A 26279-nucleotide genomic window follows, 5' to 3' on the forward strand; every position below is an offset into this window, starting at 1 on the left:
CAAAAATAGAATAAGTTAAAAATGAGCTTATTAAAAATTTGTTAAAAAAAGACCTACAAGAAAGATTGAATAGCCAATTCATAACTTTTTAATCCAAAGCCCAAAATGACTCCTTTTGCGTTTCCGGACAAATATGATTGATGTCTGAAACTTTCGCGTGCATAAGTATTCGAAATATGAACTTCGATAACTGGAGTTGTAACTGCTTTCATAGCATCGCCTAAACCTATCGAGGTATGTGTGTAAGCTCCGGCATTCAAAATAATTCCGTCATAAGTAAAACCGCATTCCTGAATTTTTCCAATTAATTCTCCTTCAATATTACTTTGGTAATAAGAAAGTTCAATGTCTGGAAATTTTGTTTGCAACGTTTCAAAGTAATCTTCAAAAGTTTGACTTCCGTAAACTTCCGGTTCTCTCTTTCCTAAAAGATTCAAATTTGGTCCGTTGATAATGCAGATTTTCATATTATAATTTTGATTTATTTAAGCGTATTGGTTTTATTTTTACATTCTACAATGCATGTAAAAATAAAAAAACCGTTCTAATTAATAGAACGGTTTTTATAAAAGTATGTGATATATTTTTTAGAACATAAATCCAGCAGAAATCTGGAATACAGAGTTTTTAACATCTGCATCTTTAGAAGCTTCTGTTAATCCTAAACCATAACGTCCTTGAACAAATATGCTTTCAGTAATTTTAAATCCTAATCCGGCGTTTAAACCAAATTCAAAAGTTTCACCATTTTTAACATCAAAATCATTTCTTTCGCTTACTAAGAATGAAGCTTGTGGTCCAAGTTCTAAACTAAATGATTTAGATAAATAAAATTTAGCCATTACAGGAATAGATATATATCCTAGTTCATTTTTAACATCTTCACTTACACCGCTAAGTTTATATGATGCACCTGTAGTAGAATATAAAAGCTCTGGTTGAATAGAGAATTTTTCTAGTAATTTTACTTCGGCAACTAAACCAGCATGATAGCTAGTGATACCTTCTTTGTCTATTTGATCTGGAAAATCTCCAGTTTGGTTAGCAAAGTTAACCCCTGCTTTAACTCCAATTTTTAATAATTGTGCTTGTATTGTAGCTGAAGTTGCGATGAACAGAACAGCTGCTAAAATTATCTTTTTCATAAAAGTGTTTTTTAAAATTTGGTATTTTTTAAATGTTATTTATAGTCAAAACTACAGAATTAGGATTTTATTGTTTTATATTTTGGTTTAAATAATTACTAAATTTCTCATGTTTTTTTGTTTCTATTGCTTAATACGCTCTATTTAAGTGGATTGTTAACGCTTCAAATAACTCTGAAACAAGTTTAATTAATCAGATTTTTATTTCAAATTTATTAAAGAAATATTTTCTTTTAATAAGGATATTTTGATGTTTGATTATTTTATATATCGAATTATTTGTTGGTGAAGGTGAAATTTTAACTTCTAACAACGTCACCTTTTCATGTTTAAAAGTTGGTTTTAATTAACATTCTAATTTTATATATTCACTATAAGAAGAAGCCTTTTCCTGTTTAGGTGACGTTTTTTTGTTTTTTGTATTTGTTTGATATATAACAATTTAAAATTTTATAGTTTATTTTTAACAGGATTAAGTTTCTAATTACCACTTTATTTGTTAAAATGCAAATTATTTTTTATGAAGTATATTTTTATATTTGTTTATTAAATTTAATCAAAACAAATAAAATGAAAAAGATTATTTTATCTGCGATCGCAGTTATGGCATTTGGATTTACTAATGCGCAATCAACAAGATTTGGAGTAAAAGGAGGTCTTAACCTTTCAACAGTAGTTGGAGGAGATGTCGAAGACACTAAATCTTTGGTAGGTTTTCACGTTGGAGGTTTTGCGGAAATCAAAGTTGTTGAAAAATTCTTCATTCAACCAGAGCTTTTATACTCTGCTCAGGGAACTAAATTTGATGGTCCTTTTGGAGAAGATTTTGATACTAAATTGAACTATTTGAACATTCCGGTTTTAGCGAAATATTATATTGTTGAAAAATTCAGTGTTGAGGCAGGTCCACAATTAGGTATCTTATTATCAGCAAAAGCTGATGGTGAAGATATCAAAGATTATACAAGATCAGTAGATTTTGGTTTCAATGTAGGTGCCGGATATAATTTTACTGATAATCTTTCAATCGGTCTTCGTTATACTATTGGTTTATCTCCTATTTCTGATAAAGACATTGATAATGAAGATGATTATTATGATAGTGCAAAAAATAGTAACCTTGCATTGTCTTTGGCATACAAGTTCTAAAGATATTTAGTTTATGCAAATAGAGCCTTCCATTTGGAAGGCTTTTTTCATTATAATTAGTTAACAATAATTTTATTTTAACACAATTAATGTAACTATTAAATTATTTGTTAAAAAACAAATCCTTTTTTCTTTTCTATAGTTTTATATTTGGCTCATTAATTTTAACCATAAATAAATAAAATGAAGAAGATTATTTTATGTGCTATTGCAATAATGGCATTCGGGTTTACAAATGCTCAAAAAACTAGATTTGGAGTAAAAGGTGGTCTTAATATTGCTACTATTGGCGGTGTTGATGAAGCTAATGCATTAGTAGGTTTCCAATTAGGTGGTTTTGCTGAAATCAATATTTGGAAAAAATTATACATTCAGCCAGAACTTTTGTTTTCTGCTCAGGGAGCTAAATTTGATGGGTATGGTGCTGAGCGTGACTACACTGTAAATTTAAACTATATCAATGTTCCTGTATTAGCTAAATATTATATTACAAAACAATTTAGTGTTGAAGCTGGACCACAACTTGGATTTTTAGTTTCAAGTAAAAATATTGAAGATGAAAAATCAGTTGATGTTGCCTTTAATTTAGGAGCAGCATACAATTTTACAGATAATTTTTCTGTAGGTGCTCGTTATACTATTGGTTTATCTAATGTTTACGATTACCACGATCGTTATGATGGTTATTACTATGATAACAGATATACAAACAATGTTTTGGCTTTGACTGCTGCATATAAATTCTAATAATTTAGAATAAAACATTTCTAAAACCTTCCCTAATCCGGAAGGTTTTTTTATGCTAAAATTGTTTTACTTTGTAAGTATGAATTGGGACAGATATATAAAAGATTATCAATCGTATTTGCGTATCGAAAGGGGAATGTCTAAAAACACAATCGAAAACTACAGTTTTGATATCGAGAGATTGTGTCTTTTTTTGGAAACAAATAAAATTGAAGTTTCGCCTTTAAAAATCACTGATGAAACCGTGCAGAATTTTATCTACGCTGTTGCAAAAGAAGTAAATCCAAGATCACAAGCGAGAATTATTTCTGGTTTAAAAAGTTTTTTTAATTACCTGATTTTTGAAGATTATAGAAATGATAGTCCTCTGGAATTAATCGAAACGCCTAAAACAGGTCGTAAATTGCCGGATACATTGTCTCTTCAGGAAATTGATGTCCTTATTGCGGCAATTGATTTAAGCTCTAATGAAGGCGAACGAAATCGAGCGATGTTAGAAACTTTGTACGGTTGCGGACTTCGGGTTTCTGAATTAGTTACGCTCAAAATATCTGATTTGTTTTTTGATGAAGGGTTTATTAAAATTACCGGAAAAGGAAATAAAGAACGCTTTGTGCCCATTGGAAAACTGACTCAAAAATATATTCAGATCTATCAAAAAGAAGTTCGGGTAAGTCTGAATATTAAAAAAGGGCATGAAGATACTTTGTTTTTAAACCGAAGAGGAAATCAGCTGACACGCGCAATGATTTTTACGATTATAAAGGATTTGGCTGTCAAAATTAATTTGCACAAAAATATAAGTCCCCATACTTTGCGTCATTCTTTTGCAACACATTTACTCGAAAATGGTGCCGACTTACGATCAATTCAATTAATGTTGGGACATGAATCTATAACCACGACTGAAATTTATGTACATTTAGACAGAAGTTTCTTAAAAGAAGTGATGCATTCGTTTCATCCGCGAAAATAATTTTTAATGTAAGTATCTCATTTTAAGCGAATATTTAATATATTGTGTGATATTTTGTATTAATCAGGAAATAAAAAAAACATGAATTAGGTCTTTTTTTTATTCTTTTTTTGTTGAGATATTATTTTAAATAATTGAATCTAAATAAAAAAATAAGTGATATATGGTTTTTGATTTATATGGAAATGAGGATTGCTTAGAGGTAAATAATTTTTATAAGAAGTTGTTTGCAGAAATGCCTGATTTACTTTTTCAGTTTGTAATCGATTGCGATAATAATTATACTTTTCCGCTTGTCAGTAAATCTGCTGATGAAATTTTTGAGCTTACTGCCGAAATATTTTCTACTGATCCCAAACTTATTATTTTTGAGAGAATTCATCCTCAGGATCGGGATTTCTTTTTTGAATCTTTAGTAAAAGCCAGAAGAGAAGTAAAACCCTGGCATGTAGAGTTTAGGGCCATTTTACCTAAAAAAGGATTGCGCTGGTTTAAGGTTTCTTCTAAAACCGAATTATCCGCAGATGGTTGTGTTAGTTTTTACGGACACGTATCTGATATTACAGAACTAAAAGACAAAGAAGAGAAACTGCGAATATCCGAAGAACGCTTTCAGTTTGCCCTCGACGCATCTACTGCTGGAATTTGGGATTGGGACATGGTAACCAATACGGTTTTCTATTCTTCATTATCATTAAAGATTTTAGAATTGGATTCAAGTGATGTAATCGATGACCCCGAGCGTTGGGATAAAATTGTTCATCCGGAAGATCTTCCCAAATACTATTCAGATATTCAGGAGCATTTTGAGAATAAGATTCCTTATTACGAAAATTACCATCGGGTAATGACTTCAAGTGGTAATTATAAGTGGATTCTTGATCGTGGAAAAGTCATCAAGAGAGATGAAAATGGAAAACCATTGCGTGTAATTGGTACGCATACGGATGTTTCTTTGCAGAAGGAAAAAGAATTGGAACTTATAAAAACCATGAAATTATACAGCGATCAAAATAGCCGGCTGGTTAATTTTTCGCATATCGTTTCGCATAATCTAAATACTCAGGCAGGTAATATTAAGTCGATTCTGGATTTTATCGATGCAGATGTTGAGAAGCAGACTGTCGATGAAATGTTAGAGCATTTAAGAACTGTGTCTAATGATTTGAACGATACCATTACAAATCTAACTCAGATTGTAAAAACACAAAGTAATATAAATATTGCTGTTATCCCATTAAAGCTGTGTGATTATATTGATAAAACAATTTCAACGATTAAAGGATTTGATAAACAAAAGAATGTTCGAATCATAAATAATGTTCCTAAATATCTCACGGTCAATTTTAATCCTGCTTATATGGAAAGTGTTTTGCTGAACTTTGCAACCAATGCCATAAAATATGCGCATCCGGATCGGGACCCGATTATTGTATTTGATTTTGGAATTGAACCGGAAGGTTTTAAATCCTTAAAAATTACAGATAATGGTTTAGGAATTGATCTTGATGTTTATGGGGATTTATTGTTCGGAATGTATAAAACATTTCATAAGCATCAGGAAGCCCGCGGAATAGGATTGTATATTACCAGAAATCAAATTGAAGCTATGAAAGGAAGTATTTCTGTAGAAAGTGAAGTTGGAGTAGGGACGAGCTTTAAAATCATCTTTAATGATGTTTAAAACAATAAATGATATAAAAAGAATAAAGGCTATCTTGTTTAAGATAGCCTTTATTGTTTTTATGAGGTTTGAGAATTACTTAGCAATATTAACTGCTCTTGTTTCTCTAATTACAGTAACTTTTACCTGACCCGGATAAGTCATTTCAGTTTGAATTTTTTGTGAAATCTCGAAAGATAAGTTTGCTGCATTGTCATCAGAAACTTTTTCACTTTCTACAATTACACGAAGTTCTCTACCAGCCTGAATTGCGTATGCATTTTTTACACCGCTAAAACCATAAGCCACTTCTTCAAGATCTTTTAAACGTTGAATGTAAGAATCTAAAACCTGACGTCTTGCACCTGGTCTTGCACCAGAAATAGCATCACAAACCTGAACAATAGGAGAAAGTAATGATTTCATTTCGATCTCGTCGTGGTGAGCTCCAATTGCGTTGCAAACTTCTTCTTTTTCGCCATATTTCTCTGCCCATTGCATTCCTAATAATGCGTGAGGTAAATCACTTTCAGTATCCGGAACTTTACCAATATCGTGTAATAAACCTGCTCTTTTAGCCAGTTTTACATTTAATCCTAGTTCAGCAGCCATAATACCACAAAGCTTAGAAACCTCTCTTGAGTGTTGCAATAAGTTTTGTCCGTAAGAGGAACGGTATTTCATTCTACCAACAACTTTAATCAATTCCGGGTGTAAACCGTGAATTCCTAAGTCGATAACAGTACGTTTACCAACTTCGATAATTTCGTCGTCAATTTGTTTGGCTGTTTTAGCAACAACTTCTTCGATTCTCGCTGGGTGAATACGTCCGTCAGTTACTAATTTGTGCAATGACAAACGGGCAATTTCTCTACGAACAGGATCAAAACAAGAAAGGATAATAGCTTCTGGTGTATCATCAACAATGATTTCTACTCCGGTTGCAGCTTCAAGCGCTCTGATGTTACGACCTTCACGACCAATAATTCTACCTTTTACATCGTCAGATTCAATGTTAAAAACTGAAACGCAATTTTCAACTGCTTCTTCAGTTCCAACTCTCTGAATTGTATTAATAATAATTTTTTTAGCTTCTTGCTGAGCAGTAAGTTTTGCTTCTTCAATAGTATCCTGAATATGAGACATTGCTTTGCTTTTAGCTTCGGCTTTTAAACCTTCAACTAATTGCTCTTTTGCCTCTTCTGCAGATAGTCCTGAGATTACTTCAAGCTGTTGCAATTGACTTTTGTGTAATTTGTCAACCTCGGCTTGTTTTTTATCTAAAACTTCAATTTTATTATTGTATTCGTTTGTTTTAGCTTCAAAATCATCATTTACTTTTTTAGCTTTTGATAATTCGTTTGAAATTTGAGATTCTTTATCACGAACTCTTTTTTCTACTTCGGCTACTTTTTTATCTCTTGCAAGAATAACTTGTTCATGCTCTGATTTTAATTCAATGAATTTTTCTTTTGCCTGAAGGATTTTATCTTTTTTAATATTTTCAGCTTCTAAATTGGCGTCTTTTAATATGGAAGAAGCTTCTTTTTTTGCATTTTTGATTAAGTTAGAAATATTGCTTTTTTCGATAATTTTAGCGATTGCAAAACCTGCTGCAATCCCTATTATACCTGAAATAATGATCGTTATGATGTCCATGTTTGTTAAAATTTATATATAAAAAAAGCCTACATTAATTGCTTGAATAAACTCGTAAAGACAAGTTTTGAGCTAACTCACTGTTCAAGTTTCCCCAATAAAATCGGGGCATACTATAGTAGCGAAGATTCACTCACTTTAATTTGTTAGTGTTGAGTTTACCAATTGTGAACTAATGTAGGCAGTATCTTAGTTTCTGTAAAGAACGTTTAATTTTCGAGATATTGATCTAATAGCGAATTTAATCTTTTAATTCTTTCGATGGTTTCTTCGCCATCGATTGCGTTGTCAATTTGTTTTTGTTCTACTTGTGATGCAAATTGCAAGGCACACATAGCCAGAACATCTTGTTTATCACGAACCGCGTAACTTTCTTCGAATTGCTTGATCATAGCATCAATTTTTTTAGAAGCACTTCTAAGTCCTTCTTCCTGAGATGGTTCAACCGTTAACGGGTAAACTCTGTCTGCAATTGATATTTTAATTCTAAGCTTTCCGTCCATGTCTTTCTAGTCTGATAGTTGTGCTATACAGTAATCGATTTCGCGAATTAATGAATTTATTTTAAGCTTTGTCTCTCTCTTGTTATTGTCGCTGCCAAGCAACGAATTGGCTATCTTAAGTGTATCATATTGCTTTTTCAAAGCTTCCATTTCTTCAGATTGTTTCTGGATGATTTGCGCAGCTTTGGTTAGTTCTAATCGTAAAACCTGATTGTTTTTCTCCAGGCTCTTTGACTTCTCAAAAAGCTTTTCGACTTTATATTCAAGAGTATCAATTATTTCTGCAATTACACTCATTGTAAATCCTATTCATTACTTAATCATACAAAGTTAGTATTCCTTTTTATTAATGCAATTTTTTATCGATTTTTTTACATTAAAAATAACCAAATAAATGAAATTCAATCAATTGTATTTTTGTAGCTTTTTCCTCGTTTTTGGCTTCTTATTTTTTTATCTTAGCAAAAATGTTGCTTATGAAATTCTCACTACTCACCCTGTTTTTTTGCCCTTTTATTTTTGCACAAGCCCAATATCCCAAGGAAGATTTTCGTCCGCCACTGGATATTCCTATGCAGCTTTCCGGTAATTTTGGGGAACTGAGACCCAATCATTTTCATGCCGGTTTCGATTTAAAAACAAATCAAAGAGAAGGATTAAGCGTACATGCAATTGCTGATGGATATGTTTCGAGAATAAAAATTTCAACATTTGGTAACGGTAAATGTATTTATATTACTCATGCAAACGGATATACTTCGGTTTATGGACATTTGCAGACAACTGTAGGCGAAATTCAGGATTATGTAACTAAAACGCATTATAAAGAGCAGTCGTATGAAATTGAAATGTTTCCAAAACCTTTTGAAATTTCGGTTACAAAAGGACAAATAATTGCGCTTTCAGGAAATACTGGTTCGTCTGAAGGACCGCATTTGCATTTTGAAATTAGAGATACTAAAACCGAATTTGTAATAAATCCGATATTTTTCGGATTTGATAAAGAGATAAAAGATTCTAAAAAACCAACCGTTTCCAGTGTTTATGTTTATCCGTTAGACAATGCGACGGTTAATCAATCTAAACAGCCTTTATTGTTGAATTTAACGCTGCAAAAAGACGGAACATATTTGGCTGGAAAGGTAAAAGCAAACGGAAAAATTGGTTTCGGAATTTCTGCTGTGGATTTTGATGATGTTTCGTTTAATAAAAATGGTGTTTTTAATGTTTCAACCTTTTTTAACGGAAATCAAAATTACAACTACCAATTCAATACCTATTCATTTGATGAAATGAGGTATATAAATGCATTCATTGATTATGCTAAATATAAAAAATCAGGTCAGCGGGTTCAGAAACTTTTTATGAAAACGCCTTTTGCTTTAAGCATTGTTAAAACAGATTCGCTTCGCGGAATTATTCCGGTCGAGCCAAATCTGGCTTCTACGTACCGAATTGAAGTTTCGGATTATTTCGGGAATTTAAATTCAATTACGGTCCCAATCGAATATGATGCAGCAACTCCAATTGTCAGTGCAGAACCTGTAGTCTCAAAATATTTTATAAAATTTAATAAAGATTCTAATTTCGAAAAAGACAATATGTCCGTATTTTTTCCTGCGGGAACTTTTTATGAAGATTTCAATTTAAATTTTGATGTAAAAAATAATCGCATTTATATTCATGACGATACTGTTCCGGTTCATTCTAATTTTACCATTACAATAAAAGACAGTGTTTATCCGGAATCAGTAAGAGATAAACTTTTTATTGGAAGATTAAGTGGTAATAATGCGAGTTATAATGGTACAATAAGAAAAGGAGATGTTTTTGCCGCCAAGTCAAAAATATTAGGTCAATACGGTTTGGTTTTGGACACAATTGCGCCAACAATAAAAATTACGAGTCCCGTTGAAGGTAAATGGATAAGCGACCAGAAGAAAATTTCATTTACGATTAATGACAGTTCTTCAGGGATTAAATCCTACAATGGATATTTAAACGGAAAATGGGTTTTGTTTGAATATGAAAATAAAACCAGGAAAATCACTCACACTTTTGATGATTCAATTGTTGCCGAAGGAGCAAATGATTTAAAAATAGAAGTTGTTGATAATGTAGGTAATTCTGCTATCTTTGAAACTCATTTTTTTAGAAGTCAACAAAAATAAAACCAAAACAGTTGAATCAAAATAAGCTACTATTCGTTTTTCTTTTTTTATGCATTACTTGTGTTTCATTTGCTCAAAATGCTCATATCAAAGGTGTTATTTTAGATGATCTAAATCATCCTGTTGCTGATGTAAACGTTACTTCTTTGGGCAATAGCGCCCGATCAGATGCTAATGGGTTTTATGAAATTGATGTTCCCTCAAAGAAAAAAACTTCTTTGATTTTTACGCATGTTTCATTAAAAATGATGAGTCTTACAGTAAGTTTAAAACCAAATGAAGTTTTTGTTTTTAATCCGGTAATGAATAATTCTGAGGAGCAAATGGGAGAGGTTTTTGTTTCTTCCGGAAATAAAAAACGCGTTCAGGGAATCACAACTGTTGATGCTGCTACAATTAAAAAAATTCCCGGGGCAAATGCCGGAATAGAAAATATATTAAAAACGTTGCCCGGTGTAAATTCAAACAATGAACTTAGTACACAATATGCGGTTCGTGGCGGAAATTATGACGAAAATCTTGTCTATGTAAATGAAGTCGAAGTGTATCGCCCTTTTTTAATTCGTTCCGGGCAACAAGAAGGATTAAGTTTTACGAATACAGATCTGGTTCAGAATGTAGATTTTTCGGCTGGAGGATTTCAGGCAAAATTTGGTGATAAATTATCTTCTGTATTAGATATTACGTATAGAAAACCAACAGAGTTTGGTGCTTCCTTAGAGGCTAGTTTACTGGGCGGGAGTGTTTCTGTAGATGCCGTTTCCAAAAATAAAAAATGGTCTGCAGTTACCGGAGTTCGGTATCGAAATAATAGTCTGCTTGTAAATAGTCAGGATACACAAACGAATTATACGCCTACTTTTGCGGATATTCAGACCAATGTTAATTATGATATTTCAGATAAATGGCAAGTGAGTTTTTTAGGGAATATTTCTCAGAACAAATATTTATATCAGCCTTTAACGCGCGAAACAAAATTTGGAACTATCGATCAGCCCATGTCGCTTGCGGTTTATTATGAAGGGAAAGAACGCGATCAGTATGATACTTATTTTGGCGCCTTTAAAACCACATATAAAGCTTCGTCAAGTTTAACCTTAAAATTTATTGGATCACTTTTTCATACAATGGAAGAGGAGCATTTTGATATTTTGGCACAATATCGTTTAGGTAATGTAGGCGAGGATCAAGCAACAGAAGTTGATTTTACAAGAGGAATTGGTTCACAGCTTAATCATGCCAGAAATGATCTGGATGCTTTAATAGCAAATGCAGAAATTAAAGGATTTAAAGAATGGAAAAATGACAGCCAATTAGAATTTGGCTTAAAATATACCAGAGAATCTATTCGTGACAGAATTGTAGAGTGGGAGATGATCGATTCTGCGGGTTTTTCTATAAATCCTCCAATTGTTGTTTTACCGTCAAATAATCAGCCTTACCAACCATATACGGGACCTTTATTGCCGTATCAGGATGTTCGTGCCACAAATTATAACACGATTAACAGGTTTTCCGGATATGCACAATACAATAAAAAATCAGAGTTAGGATCTAGTCAGATTTGGTATAATCTGGGAGCACGTTTCCAGATTTGGGATGTTTCCGGAGCTGCAGTTGAAGGAAAAAATCAAATTGTTTTTAGTCCGCGTGCGCAATTTGCCATAAAACCGGATTGGGATATGGATATGGTTTTCAGACTTTCAGGCGGATTATATTATCAGCCGCCTTTCTATAGAGAACTCCGTGATCTTGATGGCGTCGTGAATCCAAATGTAAAAGCGCAGGAATCTGTACATATTGTTTTGAGTAATGATTATAATTTCAAGATGTGGAATCGTCCTTTTAAATGGGTAACAGAGTTATATTATAAATCACTTTCTGATGTAAATGTATATTCGATCGATAATGTCAGAATTCGTTACGTGGCCAATAATAATGCAACAGCTTACGCACAAGGTTTTGATTTTAGATTAAACGGAGAATTTGTACCGGGAACGGAATCATGGATTAGTTTTGGATATCTAAAAACCGAAGAAAATTATGAGAACAAAGGATATATCGCCAGACCAACAGATCAACGTTTGAAATTTGCGATGTTGTTTCAGGATTATATGCCAAATATTCCGAGTGTGAAGTTATATCTTAATTTAGTTTACAATACAGGTTTACCAGGCGGTGCTCCGGCATATTCTGACCCGTATTTGTATCAAAGCAGATTAAATGATTATCGTCGTGCAGATGTTGGTTTTGCTAAAGTTTTTGTTGATAGCAGTACGAAAGTGCCAAAAGCAAAATGGTTAAAAAACTTCAAGGAATTATCTGTTGGACTGGAAATTTTTAATCTTTTCAATAATCAGAATGCGATAACCAATACATGGGTTCGCGATGTTTATTCTAAAAATCAATACGCAATTCCAAATTACATGACTTCAAGAGTTTTTAATGTAAAGCTGAATGCGAGATTGTAAATATTGATTTCGTTTTTTTTACAATAAGAAAAGAATTATTTACGTTGAAAGTAAGATCGTAGTAAAATTCAATAAAACTAGATAATACAATCAAAAATACTATATTTGATATCCTAATATAATTAGCATACATGAAAAAATCCTTAACATATATAGCGTTGGCAATCGTTGGTACATTAGTGAGTTGTAAAGACGAAGTTCAGAAACCTAAAGTAATTTATGATGCTGCAAACAAAACAAGTGTTGTATCAAAAACAGATTCTACGCAGATTGAAATCGCAGATTTGCCAATTCAGATGGAAGGAACGAATTATTTAATTCATCCTGTAGGAGATTTACGTGTTTTTGAGAGAGGAACTAAATCACGTTACGGATCATCAAGTGTGAATGATGTGAGTTTTACAATTTCGAACTTAGGAGAGTATGAAATTACCGGTTATTTACAAAACCTAAAATTTCAAAAAGTAGATTCTGATTCTATTCGCCCTTTGACAGACAAACCGGCTTTGATTTTAACAGCCACTTATTTAAAGGCGGTTGCAGACAAAACTCAAAACCAAATTATGGTATATACTCTGGCAGATTCAGATACCAATAAAGACGGAAAAATTGATTCAGGAGATATTAAAACATTGTATTTAAGTAATATTAGCGGAGAAAATTTCACAAAAATTTCTGAAGATTTTCAGGAATTAGTAGACTGGAGTTTAGTAGAATCTAAAAGCCGTTTGTATTTTAGAACAATCGAAGATACCAACCAAAACGGACAATTTGATAAAAACGACGTTTTGCATTATAACTACATAGATTTGGCTTCTAAAAAATGGGAAGTTAAGAGTTATAAACCTATTTAAAGGTTCTAAGATTCTGAGGCACTAAGTTGCTACGGTTTTTAGTGTCAAAAGAAAAGCCCTTTAAAAAGTAATTTTTAAAGGGCTTTTCTTTTTTATAAAATCACAAACGACATTGACACAGATTGGCTAAATTCTATAAGGAAATTAGTGATTTGTCAATCTTTGGTTAGACGTACTGCAGTGAGTCTCTGCATTAAATCTTTGTCGATTTGTATGGCGCAGGTTGTAAAATTTTATCAATTTAAATATCCGTATTGTTAATCGTAGAGACGCACCGCAGTACGTCTACGCAAAGATATTCGATTCCAATCTGGACGTAAAGCCCGCTTTTTGTCATTTCCTACATAAACAAAAAATAACCGTCAGGTTCGATCGATATTGTAAGGCAGGACTTTAGCCCAGTTTAAACGAAATCAGGAATCTCTGGCAAGAAAAAACTTAGAACCTTAGTATCTGAGCACCTTAGCACCTTTATATCAATATATCGCTTTCCAGATCAGATTTTTCGATTTCAAAACCAAATCCTAAACGTTCTACTAATTCGATTACCAGTTTTTTATACCAGTTTTCAGATTTAGGATGAATGTATATCTTCTCAATTAATTGTTTAAGATCAACGTTGATTTTTAAACCGTCATTCAGTTTTAGATTACTTTTTGAAGTATCTGTAATAATACGAACTTCGCGTTCGTATTGAAAACTTTTTCGTTTAAACAAAAACGGAAAAAACAAATCATCAAACGGAATGTATTCTTTTTTATAATCGATATAATTGACTTCGCCAATATACTGATCAAAATTATTCTCTGGATTTAATGCTTTTTGCAACCTGCCAATAGTAGACTGAATCGCCAGTCCTTCGCTATTTTGTGTAAATATCTGCCACATTGCAAACGATTCATATTCGTTTATATGCCAGCTGCTTATAGCAACTTGTTCGCGATGGGTTTTGTAGTAATTTAAAAAGTCAGGATTGTCAATCGCAAGTTTTTTGATCTCTTCAAAAGTAGGTTCGCTAAATGTACCTTCATATTGATCTTCGAATTTATCAGATCGGGACATGAATAATTTTTTAGACAATAATAAATCCAGAAATTTAGACAAGTCCAGATATTTCCAAACAACTGTATCTGGATCATCAGGAAGTTTTATGTTCGGATTGTTGAGATACATTTCTTTGTGTTTTAAGATTTATTAAAAAAAGAAGCCACAGATTATAAAGATTAAATGATTTATTTCGTTAAAAAAAGAATCTGTGTTAATCTGTATAATCTGTGGCTAAAAGTATATTCTTTTATCTACGATTCAAATGATTGCATAGTAACCAATTTATTGTAGGTTCCGTTTTGTGCAATCAATTCATCATGTGTGCCTTGTTCAACGATTTTTCCTTTTTGCATTACAACTATTTTGTCAGCTTTCTGGATAGTCGAAAGTCGGTGAGCGATAACAATCGAAGTCCTGTTTTGCATCATATTTTCAAGAGCAACCTGAACAAATTTTTCGCTTTCCGTATCCAATGCTGATGTGGCTTCATCCAGAATCATAATAGGAGGATTCTTCAATACCGCACGAGCAATCGATAAACGTTGTTTTTGACCGCCTGAAAGTTTGTTTCCGCTGTCACCAATGTTTGTATAGATTCCTAAAGGCAATTCTTTTACGAATTCAAAAGCATTTGCGATTTTCAGTGCCTCGATAATTTCATCATCTGTAGCATCCAATTTTCCTAACGCAATATTAGCTTTAATAGTATCATTAAATAAAATGCTGTCCTGAGTTACTAATCCCATCAAACCGCGAAGCGATTGCAGGTTCATATCTTTAATGTTCACGTTATCAATAGAAATTGTTCCGTCGTTTACATCATAAAAACGAGTCAATAAGTTGGCAATTGTACTTTTTCCGCTTCCGGATTGTCCAACCAGAGCAACAGTCTGGCCTTTTTTAATTTGAAGCGAAAAGTCTTTTAAAACCGTTTCGTCTTCGTATTTAAAGTTAATGTTTTGAACTGTAATAGTATCATCGAAAGTTGTTTTTTCGATTGCATTTTCTTTCGATGTAATGGTATTTTCCTGTTCCAGGATTTCAAGAACACGTTCAGCAGCAGCATTTCCTCTTTTTACTCCGTAAGAAGCCTTAGAGATTGCTTTTGCAGGAGTCAGAATGTTATATGCTAAGCCCATGTAGGCAATAAATGAAGGTCCGTCAAGCGTTTTTTCGATCAAAACCATCTGACCACCGTACCAAAGTAATATTGCGATTACAGTGATTCCCATAAACTCACTTGCAGGCGAAGCTAAGTTCTGGCGATTCCCGATACTGTTTGATAATCTGAAAAAACGTTCTGTCGAATTTTGAAAAATACTGTTGAAATAATTTTCAGAATTATAACCTTTTACCACTTTCAATCCGCCAATTGTTTCTTCGATAGTTGATAAAAAACTACCTTGTTCCTGTTGTGCTTTGCTGGATTGTTTTTTTAATTGTTTTCCAATTAATGAGATAATATATCCGGAAACAGGAATAAAAATAAATACAAACAAAGTAAGTTTAGCGCTAATAATTAACATGGCGGCTATTGTAAAAATAATAGTCAAAGGTTCTTTTACAATAAGTTCTAAAATTGCCAGAAAAGAAGTCTGAACCTCATTTACATCAGCAGAAATTCTTGAAATAACATCTCCCTTTCTTTTTTCAGAATAAAAAGCAAGAGGCAATTCCAGTGTTTTTTTATAGAGTGCATTTCGCATGTCCCTTAAAACACCATTTCGTAAAAAATTGATAAAAAACATAGCTAAATAATCTGCTAAGTTTTTTAATAAAAATATCGAAATGATTAATGCAACCATTATCGAAAGTACATAACCGGGATTATTAGCGTCTGTATGTGTTGTAATGTAATAACTTAGATAGTTTTCTCCGTATTCTTTTACGTGAGTAAGTCCTTCGTAAGTTGGCATAACATAATTTTTCTTCGTTTTATCAAATAAAACCTGAAGCATAGGAATCAATGCCATGAAAGAAAGTGTACTAAAAAGTGCATATAAAACATTAAAAAAGATGTTTAAAAATGCATATTTTTTATACGGATATATAAAAGGAACTATTTTTTTGAAATTACTCATTTATTTGTAGATGTTATTTTCTGCTATAGCAATGGCTCTTTCGAGTTTTTCTAGCAATAATTTTTTCAGATTACTGAATTATTGTGAATCTAAAACTCATGCGCAATAATGGTTTAGTTTTAGTCTTAACCTAATTGTGCACACAGTGTGTGCACAATTGTAGAGGTTAATATTTTCTGTCACTCATTATTTATTACTTCAATTGCATTCCTGCAATGATATTTTGAATTTTTTCGTCTAAGAAACTTTCAGCAGCATCAAAATTAGTAACCGAATCTAATTCTGCATTTACACTAATGTAGAATTTAATTTTAGGTTCAGTTCCGCTTGGTCTTGCACAAATTTTAGAACCATCTTCAGTATAATAAATCAATACGTTAGATTTTGGGATATCCATAGTAGATTCTTCACCGCTCAATAAATTCAAAGCAATCGATGATTGATAATCTTCAACCATTATTACTCTTTGTCCGCTAATTTCTTTCAAAGGATTTTGACGTAAATCAATCATCATCTGATTAATTTCCTGCAAACCTTCCATTCCTTTTTTGGTTAACGAAACCAAGTATTCTTTGTAGAAACCGTTTTCAACATAAAGCTGTAAAAGTTCTTTGTAAACACTGCTTCCCGCTGCTTTTGCCTGAGCTGCAACTTCGCAGATTAATAAAGTTGCTGCAACAGCATCTTTATCTCTCACGGCGTCACCAACCATAAAACCAAAGCTTTCTTCACCACCTCCAATAAATTCGAGTTCCGGGAAATCTTTGATCATTTTGGCAATCCATTTAAAACCAGTCAAACCCACTTTGCATTCTACGCCATAACTTGTGGCTAATTCCATCATCATAGGCGTCGAAACAATTGTAGAACCTACGAATTGTTTTCCGTTGATTTTACCTGCCTTTTTCCATTGTTTCAATAAGAAAGAAGTCATCAAAATCATGGTCTGATTTCCGTTAAGCAAAATCATTTTACCATCGTTGTTTCTAACTGCAACACCAAGACGGTCGCAATCAGGATCTGTTCCTACAACAATATCAGAGTTTGTTTTGTCTGCCAGAGCCAGAGCCATAGTTAATGCCTCAGGTTCTTCAGGATTTGGAGATTTTACCGTTGGAAAATCTCCGTCCGGAACCGCTTGTTCCGGAACGATATGAACATTTTTGTATCCTGCCTGAGATAAAGTATCAGGCACAGATTTTATAGAAGTTCCGTGAAGCGAAGTAAAAACAATATGTAAATTATCTTTGGCTTCAGCCGGAGTATTAAAACTTGCGTTTTCGATCGATGATTTTACAAAAGCCTTGTCAATTTCAGTATCGATATATTCAATCAGACTTTCGTTTGCATTGAATTTAATCTTATCGTAGCTTAAATTTTCAATTACATTTATAATTGCAGCATCTTGTGGAGGAACAATTTGTCCGCCATCTTCCCAATACACTTTATATCCGTTATATTCCGGTGGATTGTGAGAAGCCGTAAGTACAATCCCGCATTGGCAGCCTAAATGCTTAAGAGCAAAAGACAATTCAGGCGTCGGGCGTAAATCAGAAAACAAATAAACATGAATTCCGTTTGCAGAGAAAACATCCGCAACCACTTTAGCCAGAGTGTTACTGTTATGACGACAATCATAAGCAATAACAACTTTTAAAGGTTGATTAGGGAAAACTTCATGCAAATAATCAGATAATCCCTGTGTGTTTTTTCCAAGTGTATATTTGTTGATTCTGTTGTTTCCAACGCCCATAACACCGCGCATTCCGCCAGTTCCAAATTCAAGATTTTTATAAAAACTTTCCTCAAGTTCTTTTGGCGACGTAGTCATTAATTCCTTCACCGCAGCTTGTGTATCGTTGTCAAATGTAGGGGTCAGCCATTCGTTTACAGCATTCAAAATATTAGGTGCTATATTCATCATTCGTATATTTTTTTATATTTAAATAGTAATAATTTTCAGGAGCTATTTCCTGCTATCATTCCAATCTTTTTTATTGTAGAAAAAACAATAAAAAAGGATTTTCCCTTTTATCAGGGCTAGAGCTTTGTTAAAAATTTACCTCTCGGGCTACTTTATAACGTGCTTCATTGCTTTTAGTTCTCAAAATAATTTCACCAAGAAAACCTGCCAAAAATAATTGAGTTCCTAAAATCATGGTAGTTAAAGCGATAAAAAACCATGGATTGCTGGTAATTAAGCTGTATTTCATTCCGTTGTACATATGGTACAATTTCGAAACACCAATATAACCCGCCAATAAAAATCCGATAATAAACATTAACGAACCCATTGCGCCAAATAAATGCATTGGTCTTTTTCCAAATCTTGACAAGAACCAAATCGTAATCAAATCCAGGAAACCGTTTATAAAACGCTCCATTCCAAATTTGGTTTCACCATATTTACGTGCCTGGTGAATCACTACTTTTTCACCAATTTTATTAAAACCGGCATTTTTCGCCAAAACAGGAATGTATCGGTGCATTTCGCCAGATACTTCAATGTTTTTTACAACCGTATTTTTATAAGCTTTTAATCCGCAGTTAAAATCATTTAATTCAACTCCGGAAGTTTTTCTTGCTGCCCAGTTAAAAAGTTTAGACGGAAGATTTTTTGCCACAACAGAGTCATAACGTTTCTTTTTCCATCCGGAAACCAAGTCAAATTTCTGAGCCGTAATCATATCGTATAAACCAGGGATTTCATCCGGGCTATCCTGCAAATCTGCATCCATTGTGATAATAACATCACCTTTTGCTTTTGCAAAACCAGCATGTAAAGCCTGAGATTTTCCAAAGTTCTTCATGAAACGAATTCCTTTTACATTAGGGTTTTCGTTAGAAAAACTTTCAATAATATTCCAAGAATCATCCGTACTTCCATCATCTACAAAAATGATTTCATAAGAGTAATTATTAGATTGCATCACTTTGATAATCCACGAATAGAGTTCTTTCAGTGATTCCTCCTCATTAAGAAGCGGTATAAGTATAGATAGATTCATTTATATTTTTATTCTTGTGTAGTAGTTTTGCTTTTAAAAAATGCTGCGAAAATTAATCCAAAAATTGAACTGACAACAATCGCAAAAACAGATCCTTTAAGTAATTCTATAGTAGAGTACGGATTTGTTTCTTTCATTTTTTCAATAGTTTCATTAATTGCTGAAGCCGGTGATCCAAATTTTTGCATCATAGTTGCAGTATATTTAATGATTAATTCGTTCAGAGTATCTTTTGCTGCGGGATCAATAAAATTGAATAAAATAATATTAAAAAATGTAGAAATCAGAATTCCAATTACTGCAGCTATAAAATAAGTAGTAAAAGCTTCTTTAAAAGGAAAAATACCTCTTAGGTCTCTCTTTGTTTTAGAAAGTAAAACAATACATATAGTAAGGTTGATCGCCAGACTTAAAAGTCCAATCCACCAGGAAGTGAATAAATTTAAATCAACCGCATATATAGTACTGGTAACTAATGCAGATGCAACTCCAATCATTACACCATATGTAATACCGTTCTTTTTTATAACTTCATTAATCATATTTCTATATGTTTTAAAATTAATCCACAAATATAGCAATTCCCAATATATGAGAGATAAAAAAGCTTTTTGAATTTAACTAAAAAAAAGTGAGCTAAAGATTTGTAGATTAAAAAAGAATTGTAAATTTGCAAACTGAAATAATAAAAAGTTTTAAACAAAAAAAGAGTATCCTTTGTTTACACCTTTTTCTAACCATGAAAAAGCTTCAAAATAAAAATGCTCTAAACAATAAATAAAAAGAAAAGATGAAAAAAGGAATTCACCCAGAAAATTACAGATTAGTTGCATTTAAAGACATGTCAAATGACGAAGTTTTTATCACTAAATCTACTGCAGATACAAAAGAAACAATTGAAGTTGACGGAGTTGAGTATCCAGTTGTAAAAATGGAGATTTCTAGAACATCTCACCCTTTTTATACTGGTAAATCTAAACTTATCGATACTGCAGGACGTATTGATAAATTTAAAACTAAATATGCAAAACACGTTAAAAACTAATAACTGTTTTTATTTATACAAAAGCCTTCCAATTTGGGAGGCTTTTTTTATGGAATTATAAGATTAACATCAAAGTGCACAAAGATTATTATCTGGTATTATATTTAGAAAACACATCCCCAAGCCAGTGCTATTAAGTTAAGATATTTTATATTGTGTTCCATCGGAATAACTCATCGGTAGAAAAAAAATGCATCATGAGAAACATCGTCCCATTGGACAATGTCATTAAGTTAAGCTTTTAGAAAATAAAATCCGTTTTTATCCGCGTTTTTACGAAGTAAATCTGTTTTATCCGCGTCAAAATTAGACGCTGATTTTACTGATTCGCTAAAGCGAAAACGCTGATAAAAACAGATTTTTTTAATTACTTTCTTAATTAAGCTGTTCAGTAATTTTATAGATTTCCTCTTAATTTATTGACATTGCCCGAAGCCTCGGGATGCAAAGCTTAATCTATACAAAGCTTTGCGAACTTTGTGTTTTTTTTTAATCCAATAATAAAAATCTTTGCGCACTTTGCGGTTAAATGATCATCAATTTAAAAAATGTGTTAACCAAGAAGCAATTATTTTCTTATTTTGAATAAGAGTACTTTTAATAGAACAAATAAAATATTTGTAACTTTGATCTCGATAACCAAATCAAGATTTTAACAAATTTCAAATTTCAGATTTATGAATTACATTCTTTTTGACGGTCCCGTCCGGAATGCTTTATTACCTTTTACATTTACAAGACCTGTTGCTGATATATTAATTGGAATCATGACGATTCGCCAAAAATGGGAAGCGCGTTTAGGTTCGACTATTACCACGATTACCGAAGATTACTTATCAACCAAATTTCCAATGGTTGAAATGGAAGAAAATGTCATGATCAATGCGGCGTATTTACCAAATGATACACTTGCAGAATTGGTTTCTGATTTAAAAGAAAATCAGGCAATCTTTAAAGGTGATGATGTTATTGCTTTTTTTACAACTGAAAATCAGGAAGAAGTTGATTTTGATGTGTACGAAATTATTCAGTACAACGAAGGTACTCTGACTGTAGAACATACCTGGGATATTTTCTCTAAAAATGATGCTGCAATTCGCGAAGATTTTATTTATCTGACCGAAGACAGAAAATCACAACCCATCCCAAAAAGCGTAAATGTTATTGCGCCTGAGAATATTTTTATTGAAGAAGGGGCAAAATTAGAGTATGTAACTCTTAATGCTTCGGCAGGACCTATATATATAGGTAAGAATTCTGAAATTATGGAAGGAACCGTAATTCGTGGTCCTTTTGCTTTATGCGAAAATGCTCAGGTAAAACTAAATGCTAAAGTTTACGGAGCTACAACTGTTGGTCCAGGATCAAGAATAGGCGGAGAGGTTAAAAACTCAATTCTTTTTGCGAATTCAAATAAAGGACACGATGGGTTTTTAGGAGATTCGGTTTTGGGTGAATGGTGTAATATTGGAGCTGATAGTAACAACTCGAACCTGAAAAATAATTATGAAGAAGTAAAATTATGGAGCTACAAAACAGAAGGTTTTGCTAAAACCGGACTTCAGTTTTGTGGTTTGATGATGGGAGATCATAGTAAATGCGGAATCAATACGATGTTTAATACCGGAACTGTAGTAGGAGTGAGTGCTAATATTTTTGGGAGTGGTTTTCCTCGCAATTTTGTACCAAGTTTTTCTTGGGGTGGAGCAGCAGGTTTTACAACTTATGTAACCAAAAAAGCTTTTGAAACTGCAAAATTAGTAATGGGAAGACGAAACATAGATTTCGATGACACAGAATCAGCAATATTAGAACATATTTTTGAGGAAACTAAGAAATGGAGAAAAGATTAATTTTAATTAGATAATTAGTCAATTTGAAAATTAGATAATGTAAAAAACCCGACAAGTCTTAGAATTTGTCGGGTTTTATTTTTGTTTTTTTTGCCACAGATTATAGGATTAAAAAAGATTCTTTTGAAAGGACTATAAACTCTTTTCAGAGAAATAATCAGAGAGAATCCTTTAATCTGTGGCTGAAAATCTAACGTAAGATTTTAGTCAATGCTATTTATCGATTTTAGTAAAATCTCCTTTCAGGTTAAATTTTAATTCTAAACCATTCGTAAGTTTTGCTTCATAACCAGAAGATCCTATTTCTATTTTGATTATTTTTTCTTTGCGGAAATTTGTTTTTATATACGAAGCGACTTTTTTCGGGATAATAGACGAAGGGATTTTAGAACCGTTCCCATCTACTTCTTTCCAGTTTCCTTTTTTGTCAAATTCTATTTCCGTTTTATTATCAAACTGAACTTTGTATTCTGTAGAGAGAATTTCTTTGTCTTCTAATATATAGCTCGGCTTTTTTGATCCAAAGTGAGTTTTTAAGAAAGTTTGTGCATTTGCCGGTAAAGCTTCTTTTTTTATTACAGTTTTTTGTGCGCTTGCAGAAAGTCCAAATATCAATCCTGCAATTAGGCTGGCTATTAAGTTTAATTTCGTTCTCATATTTTCCTGATTTTTAATTATTATACAAGATAAGGCTAAAATTTTAAAATATGAAAAGACTAATGGTGTTTCGTTCGTTACGATTAAGATGTAATTCAATTCGTATATTGTCTAATTAACACATTTTCAAAATTATCTAATTATCTCATTGGCACATTATCTAATTAAATCTATCTTTGCGCCTTGAAAAAACACTTGCTGAGAAGTCTAAAAATCGAAGCAGTCTAAAAATCTAAAAATCTAAATGATTACAGTTAACGATATTTCGGTTCAGTTTGGTGGAACTACATTATTTAGCGATGTTTCTTTTGCTATAAATGAAAATGATAAAATTGCCCTTATGGGTAAAAATGGTGCGGGAAAATCGACACTTTTAAAAATAATTGCAGGTCAGAGCAAACCTTCAACCGGAAGTATTTCGGCTCCAAAAGAAGCTGTTATTGCTTATTTGCCTCAGCATTTATTGACAAGAGATGGTTCTACTGTAATGGAAGAAGCATCAAAAGCTTTTGGTGAAATTTTTAAAATGAAAGCTGAAATCGACGAAATCAACGAGCAATTAACCGTTCGTACTGATTATGAAAGTGATGCTTACATGAAATTGATCGAAAGAGTTTCTGACTTAAGTGAGAAATTTTATGCCATCGAAGAAGTAAATTACGAAGCTGAAGTAGAGAAAATATTAGTTGGTTTAGGTTTTGACCGTGAGGATTTTTCACGTCAGACTTCTGAGTTTTCCGGAGGATGGAGAATGCGAATTGAATTGGCTAAAATTTTATTGCAAAAACCAGACTTAATTTTGCTGGATGAGCCTACCAACCACATGGATATTGAAAGTATTCAATGGCTTGAAGAGTTTTTGATTAATTCAGCAAAAGCAGTTGTAGTAATTTCGCATGATAGAGCGTTTGTAGATAATATTACCAATCGTACTATTGAGGTTACAATGGGAAGAATCTACGATTATAAAGCAAAATATTCTCATTATTTAGAGTTAAGAAAAGACCGTAGAGTGCATCAGCAAAAAGCTTACGATGAGCAACAAAAAATGATTGCTGATAACAGAGCTTTTATTGATCGTTTTAAAGGTACTTTTTCTAAAACAGATGCTGTTCAGTCTCGTGTTAAAATGCTTGAAAAACTGGTTATTGTACAAGTTGATGAAGTAGATAACTCAGCATTAAAATTAAAATTCCCGCCAGCAGCGCGTTCCGGACAATATCCTGTTGTGGTAAAAGAGCTTTCTAAATCATATGGAGATCATGTGGTTTTTAAAGATGCTAATATTGTGATCGAAAGAGGCGAAAAAGTAGCTTTTGTAGGTAAAAATGGTGAAGGAAAATCGACCATGATTAAAGCAATCATGAAAGAAATTGGAATCGATGAAGGAAGTGTAGAAATTGGGCATAATTCTCAAATTGGATATTTTGCACAAAATCAGGCTTCATTATTAGATGAGAATGCTACAATTTTTGAAACTATTGATAATATTGCTGTTGGAGATGTTCGTACACAAATAAAAAATATTCTTGGCGCTTTTATGTTTCAGGGAGATGATATTACGAAAAAAGTAAAAGTACTTTCAGGAGGAGAAAAAACTCGTTTGGCAATGATAAAATTATTGTTGGAACCTGTTAATTTATTGATTCTGGATGAGCCTTCGAATCACCTTGACATGAAGACTAAAGATATTATTAAAGATGCATTACGCGACTTTGACGGAACTTTGATCCTGGTTTCTCACGATCGTGATTTCCTTGACGGATTAGCAACTAAGGTATTTGAGTTTGGAAACAAACGTGTGAAAGAACATTTTGAAGATGTAGCTGGATTCCTGGCGCACAAAAAAATGGATTCTATGAGAGAGATCGAAAAGTAATTTTTTACTTTAAAAATATAAAGGTATAAGCTAGTTCTTATACCTTTTTTTTGTTTCATGAAGATTGATGATAAAATTTTATTGCAGATTTTTTTTACAATACAGCTATATTTTGCTTAATTTGGTAAGATATTTTGTAGGAGCGTGTATATTTTTAAAGCCACTTTAAAAAAATAATACGCTAAAGTCTCATTTTATTTCTGATATGTATGAATCGACCTTTCCTAATAAAAATCCTTTTTGTCTTAGTGTTTATTCCGTTTTTGATTAATGCTCAAAATGCTGAATCTCAAAAGACAGTAGATCCTGAAAGTGATATTAAATATCCTCAGTTTCAGTTTAAAGGACTTTTGCAGGCAAGGTATTTAGAAAGTTTTGGTACGAATGTAGATGTTTCAGGAGTGCAGCATTCTACTGGTGAAGTAACTCAAAGTTCGTTCGATATTAAAAGAATGCGTGTTGGTCTTAATACTAAATTAAGTGAAGCCACAGAGGTTGTGATTTTAGTAAACCTTGCTGATTTTAAATCAGATCCTAAAGGCAAAGTTCTTGAAAATGCTTATGGAAAATATACTTTCAATAAATATATAGCCTTAACAGGTGGTCAGTTTCGTCCTGCATTTGGTATCGAAGAATTAGTTCCGGTAGATATCATTAAATCATTTGATTTTTCGAATCAGTATTATGAATTTGGAAAAAATGGCTGGACAAGTTTTCAAATAGGAGCTTCTGCATCCGGAGCTTTTGATATTGGTAAAATTCCGGTGAGTTACGCAGTTTCCGTCCTGAACGGAAACGGAAAAAACCAGGAAATGGATAATGACAATGGAAAACAATATTCGACAAGATGGGTTTTTGAATTGTCAAAAGTGCGTAAAATAAATTTAGGGTTGAATGGTGGTATCGGCAAAAGATCAGATCAAAAAGTGTATGCTTTGGGCGCTGATATTACAAGCGATTTTAAGCTTACTGACCGATTTACTTTTGATTTGCAAATAGAATATAAACAAGGTACGAATCATAATTTGTATTTTTCTTTGCCTGTAGATTCCAGAACTTCAAATGTTGATGATTATCAAATGCGCGGAGTTTACTTTTTGCCTAATTTGAGATATGTTGTTGATTATAAAAAATTGACTTCGCTGGAATTGTCCTGTAGATTTGAATCTTTTGATAATAATTATAAAGTGAATTCGAATGTACGAAAAACTTACACGCCAATGGTAAGCCTTGAATTTGGTAAAGCTTATTTAGGTCGTATAGAAATGGGGTTTGAGATAGATCGATACGATAAAAACATTCCGGATACCTCATTTTATAATGATGATTTATTCTTGATTCAGTTACAACTTCGCCTTTAGTTTAATTTTA

22 protein-coding genes are annotated in these 26279 nt (G+C 32.5%); 11 read left to right on the forward strand and 11 right to left on the reverse strand.

Translation table 11 applies throughout. The annotated features are described in order from the left end of the window. Positions 1–53: 53 nt before the first annotated feature. Both aroQ and ASF10_RS05575 read right to left on the reverse strand, forming a co-directional pair. Positions 54–467, reverse strand: coding sequence for a type II 3-dehydroquinate dehydratase (gene aroQ / locus ASF10_RS05570; protein ID WP_056246497.1), 414 nt, complete (start codon positions 465–467; stop codon positions 54–56). 120 nt (positions 468–587) lie between these two features. Then, positions 588–1145: a porin family protein gene (locus ASF10_RS05575; protein WP_056246500.1), complete on the reverse strand. Its 558-nt coding sequence runs from the start codon at positions 1143–1145 to the stop codon at positions 588–590. Positions 1146–1715: 570 nt separating this feature from the next. On the opposite strand from ASF10_RS05575, the gene ASF10_RS05580 reads away from it, so the two are divergent. The 4 genes from ASF10_RS05580 (at position 1716) to ASF10_RS05595 (ending at position 5701) form a co-directional block, all read left to right on the forward strand. Continuing rightward, on the forward strand, positions 1716–2294 hold the full coding sequence (locus ASF10_RS05580; RefSeq protein WP_056246773.1) for a porin family protein: 579 nt from the start codon (positions 1716–1718) through the stop codon (positions 2292–2294). Between the two features lie 183 nt (positions 2295–2477). Beyond that, positions 2478–3041, forward strand: coding sequence for a porin family protein (locus ASF10_RS05585; RefSeq protein WP_056246502.1), 564 nt, complete (start codon positions 2478–2480; stop codon positions 3039–3041). A gap of 79 nt (positions 3042–3120) precedes the next feature. Next, positions 3121–4017 (forward strand): site-specific tyrosine recombinase XerD, encoded by an 897-nt coding sequence (gene xerD / locus ASF10_RS05590; RefSeq protein WP_056246505.1) that lies wholly within the window; start codon positions 3121–3123, stop codon positions 4015–4017. 163 nt (positions 4018–4180) lie between these two features. Then, positions 4181–5701 (forward strand): sensor histidine kinase, encoded by a 1521-nt coding sequence (locus ASF10_RS05595; protein WP_056246508.1) that lies wholly within the window; start codon positions 4181–4183, stop codon positions 5699–5701. Positions 5702–5776: 75 nt separating this feature from the next. Here the strand turns inward: ASF10_RS05595 and rny are convergent, their stop codons facing one another. The 3 genes from rny to ASF10_RS05610 form a co-directional block, all read right to left on the reverse strand. Next, positions 5777–7339, reverse strand: a complete 1563-nt coding sequence (gene rny / locus ASF10_RS05600) for a ribonuclease Y (RefSeq protein ID WP_055091880.1) — start codon at positions 7337–7339, stop codon at positions 5777–5779. Positions 7340–7548: 209 nt separating this feature from the next. Continuing rightward, positions 7549–7842, reverse strand: a complete 294-nt coding sequence (locus tag ASF10_RS05605; protein WP_056246511.1) for a cell division protein ZapA — start codon at positions 7840–7842, stop codon at positions 7549–7551. Positions 7843–7848: 6 nt separating this feature from the next. Beyond that, the gene (locus tag ASF10_RS05610) at positions 7849–8139 is read right to left on the reverse strand and encodes a hypothetical protein (RefSeq protein WP_056246514.1); all 291 of its coding nucleotides are present in this window, start codon (positions 8137–8139) and stop codon (positions 7849–7851) included. Positions 8140–8318: 179 nt separating this feature from the next. Between ASF10_RS05610 and ASF10_RS05615 the strand changes: the two genes are divergently transcribed. The 3 genes from ASF10_RS05615 (at position 8319) to ASF10_RS05625 (ending at position 13338) form a co-directional block, all read left to right on the forward strand. Then, complete coding sequence (locus ASF10_RS05615; protein WP_056246775.1) at positions 8319–10013, forward strand: M23 family metallopeptidase; 1695 nt, start codon at positions 8319–8321, stop codon at positions 10011–10013. 11 nt (positions 10014–10024) lie between these two features. Then, positions 10025–12484, forward strand: coding sequence for a carboxypeptidase-like regulatory domain-containing protein (locus ASF10_RS05620; RefSeq protein WP_056246518.1), 2460 nt, complete (start codon positions 10025–10027; stop codon positions 12482–12484). Positions 12485–12615: 131 nt separating this feature from the next. Continuing rightward, on the forward strand, positions 12616–13338 hold the full coding sequence (locus tag ASF10_RS05625) for a hypothetical protein (RefSeq protein WP_056246520.1): 723 nt from the start codon (positions 12616–12618) through the stop codon (positions 13336–13338). Positions 13339–13809: 471 nt separating this feature from the next. Here the strand turns inward: ASF10_RS05625 and ASF10_RS05630 are convergent, their stop codons facing one another. From ASF10_RS05630 to ASF10_RS05650, 5 genes are all read right to left on the reverse strand, one after another. Next, complete coding sequence (locus tag ASF10_RS05630) at positions 13810–14511, reverse strand: DUF2971 domain-containing protein (protein WP_056246522.1); 702 nt, start codon at positions 14509–14511, stop codon at positions 13810–13812. 125 nt (positions 14512–14636) lie between these two features. Continuing rightward, positions 14637–16466: an ABC transporter ATP-binding protein gene (locus tag ASF10_RS05635; protein WP_056246526.1), complete on the reverse strand. Its 1830-nt coding sequence runs from the start codon at positions 16464–16466 to the stop codon at positions 14637–14639. Positions 16467–16659: 193 nt separating this feature from the next. Beyond that, entirely contained in the window at positions 16660–18387 is a 1728-nt protein-coding gene (locus tag ASF10_RS05640; protein ID WP_056246528.1) for a phospho-sugar mutase, read from the reverse strand. Positions 18388–18517: 130 nt separating this feature from the next. Continuing rightward, positions 18518–19474, reverse strand: coding sequence for a glycosyltransferase family 2 protein (locus tag ASF10_RS05645; RefSeq protein ID WP_056246530.1), 957 nt, complete (start codon positions 19472–19474; stop codon positions 18518–18520). Between the two features lie 8 nt (positions 19475–19482). After that, on the reverse strand, positions 19483–20016 hold the full coding sequence (locus tag ASF10_RS05650) for a DUF4199 domain-containing protein (RefSeq protein WP_056246535.1): 534 nt from the start codon (positions 20014–20016) through the stop codon (positions 19483–19485). A gap of 248 nt (positions 20017–20264) precedes the next feature. Here ASF10_RS05650 and ASF10_RS05655 point away from each other — a divergent pair, with 248 nt between their 5' ends. Both ASF10_RS05655 and ASF10_RS05660 read left to right on the forward strand, forming a co-directional pair. Continuing rightward, positions 20265–20519 carry a type B 50S ribosomal protein L31 gene (locus ASF10_RS05655; RefSeq protein WP_029272307.1) on the forward strand — a complete coding sequence of 85 codons (255 nt, stop codon included), beginning with the start codon at positions 20265–20267 and terminating at the stop codon, positions 20517–20519. A gap of 677 nt (positions 20520–21196) precedes the next feature. Continuing rightward, positions 21197–22372 (forward strand): GlmU family protein, encoded by a 1176-nt coding sequence (locus ASF10_RS05660; RefSeq protein WP_056246538.1) that lies wholly within the window; start codon positions 21197–21199, stop codon positions 22370–22372. 213 nt (positions 22373–22585) lie between these two features. On the opposite strand, the gene ASF10_RS05665 is transcribed toward ASF10_RS05660, so the two are convergent. Next, positions 22586–23029 carry a PepSY-like domain-containing protein gene (locus ASF10_RS05665; protein ID WP_056246541.1) on the reverse strand — a complete coding sequence of 148 codons (444 nt, stop codon included), beginning with the start codon at positions 23027–23029 and terminating at the stop codon, positions 22586–22588. A 244-nt stretch (positions 23030–23273) separates the two neighbouring features. Here ASF10_RS05665 and ASF10_RS05670 point away from each other — a divergent pair, with 244 nt between their 5' ends. Then, positions 23274–24908: an ABC-F family ATP-binding cassette domain-containing protein gene (locus tag ASF10_RS05670; protein WP_056246544.1), complete on the forward strand. Its 1635-nt coding sequence runs from the start codon at positions 23274–23276 to the stop codon at positions 24906–24908. A 209-nt stretch (positions 24909–25117) separates the two neighbouring features. Beyond that, positions 25118–26269, forward strand: coding sequence for a porin (locus tag ASF10_RS05675; RefSeq protein ID WP_056246546.1), 1152 nt, complete (start codon positions 25118–25120; stop codon positions 26267–26269). Positions 26270–26279 lie beyond the last annotated feature (10 nt).

Source organism: Flavobacterium sp. Leaf82 (assembly GCF_001422725.1).
Classification (GTDB): Bacteria; Bacteroidota; Bacteroidia; order Flavobacteriales; family Flavobacteriaceae; genus Flavobacterium.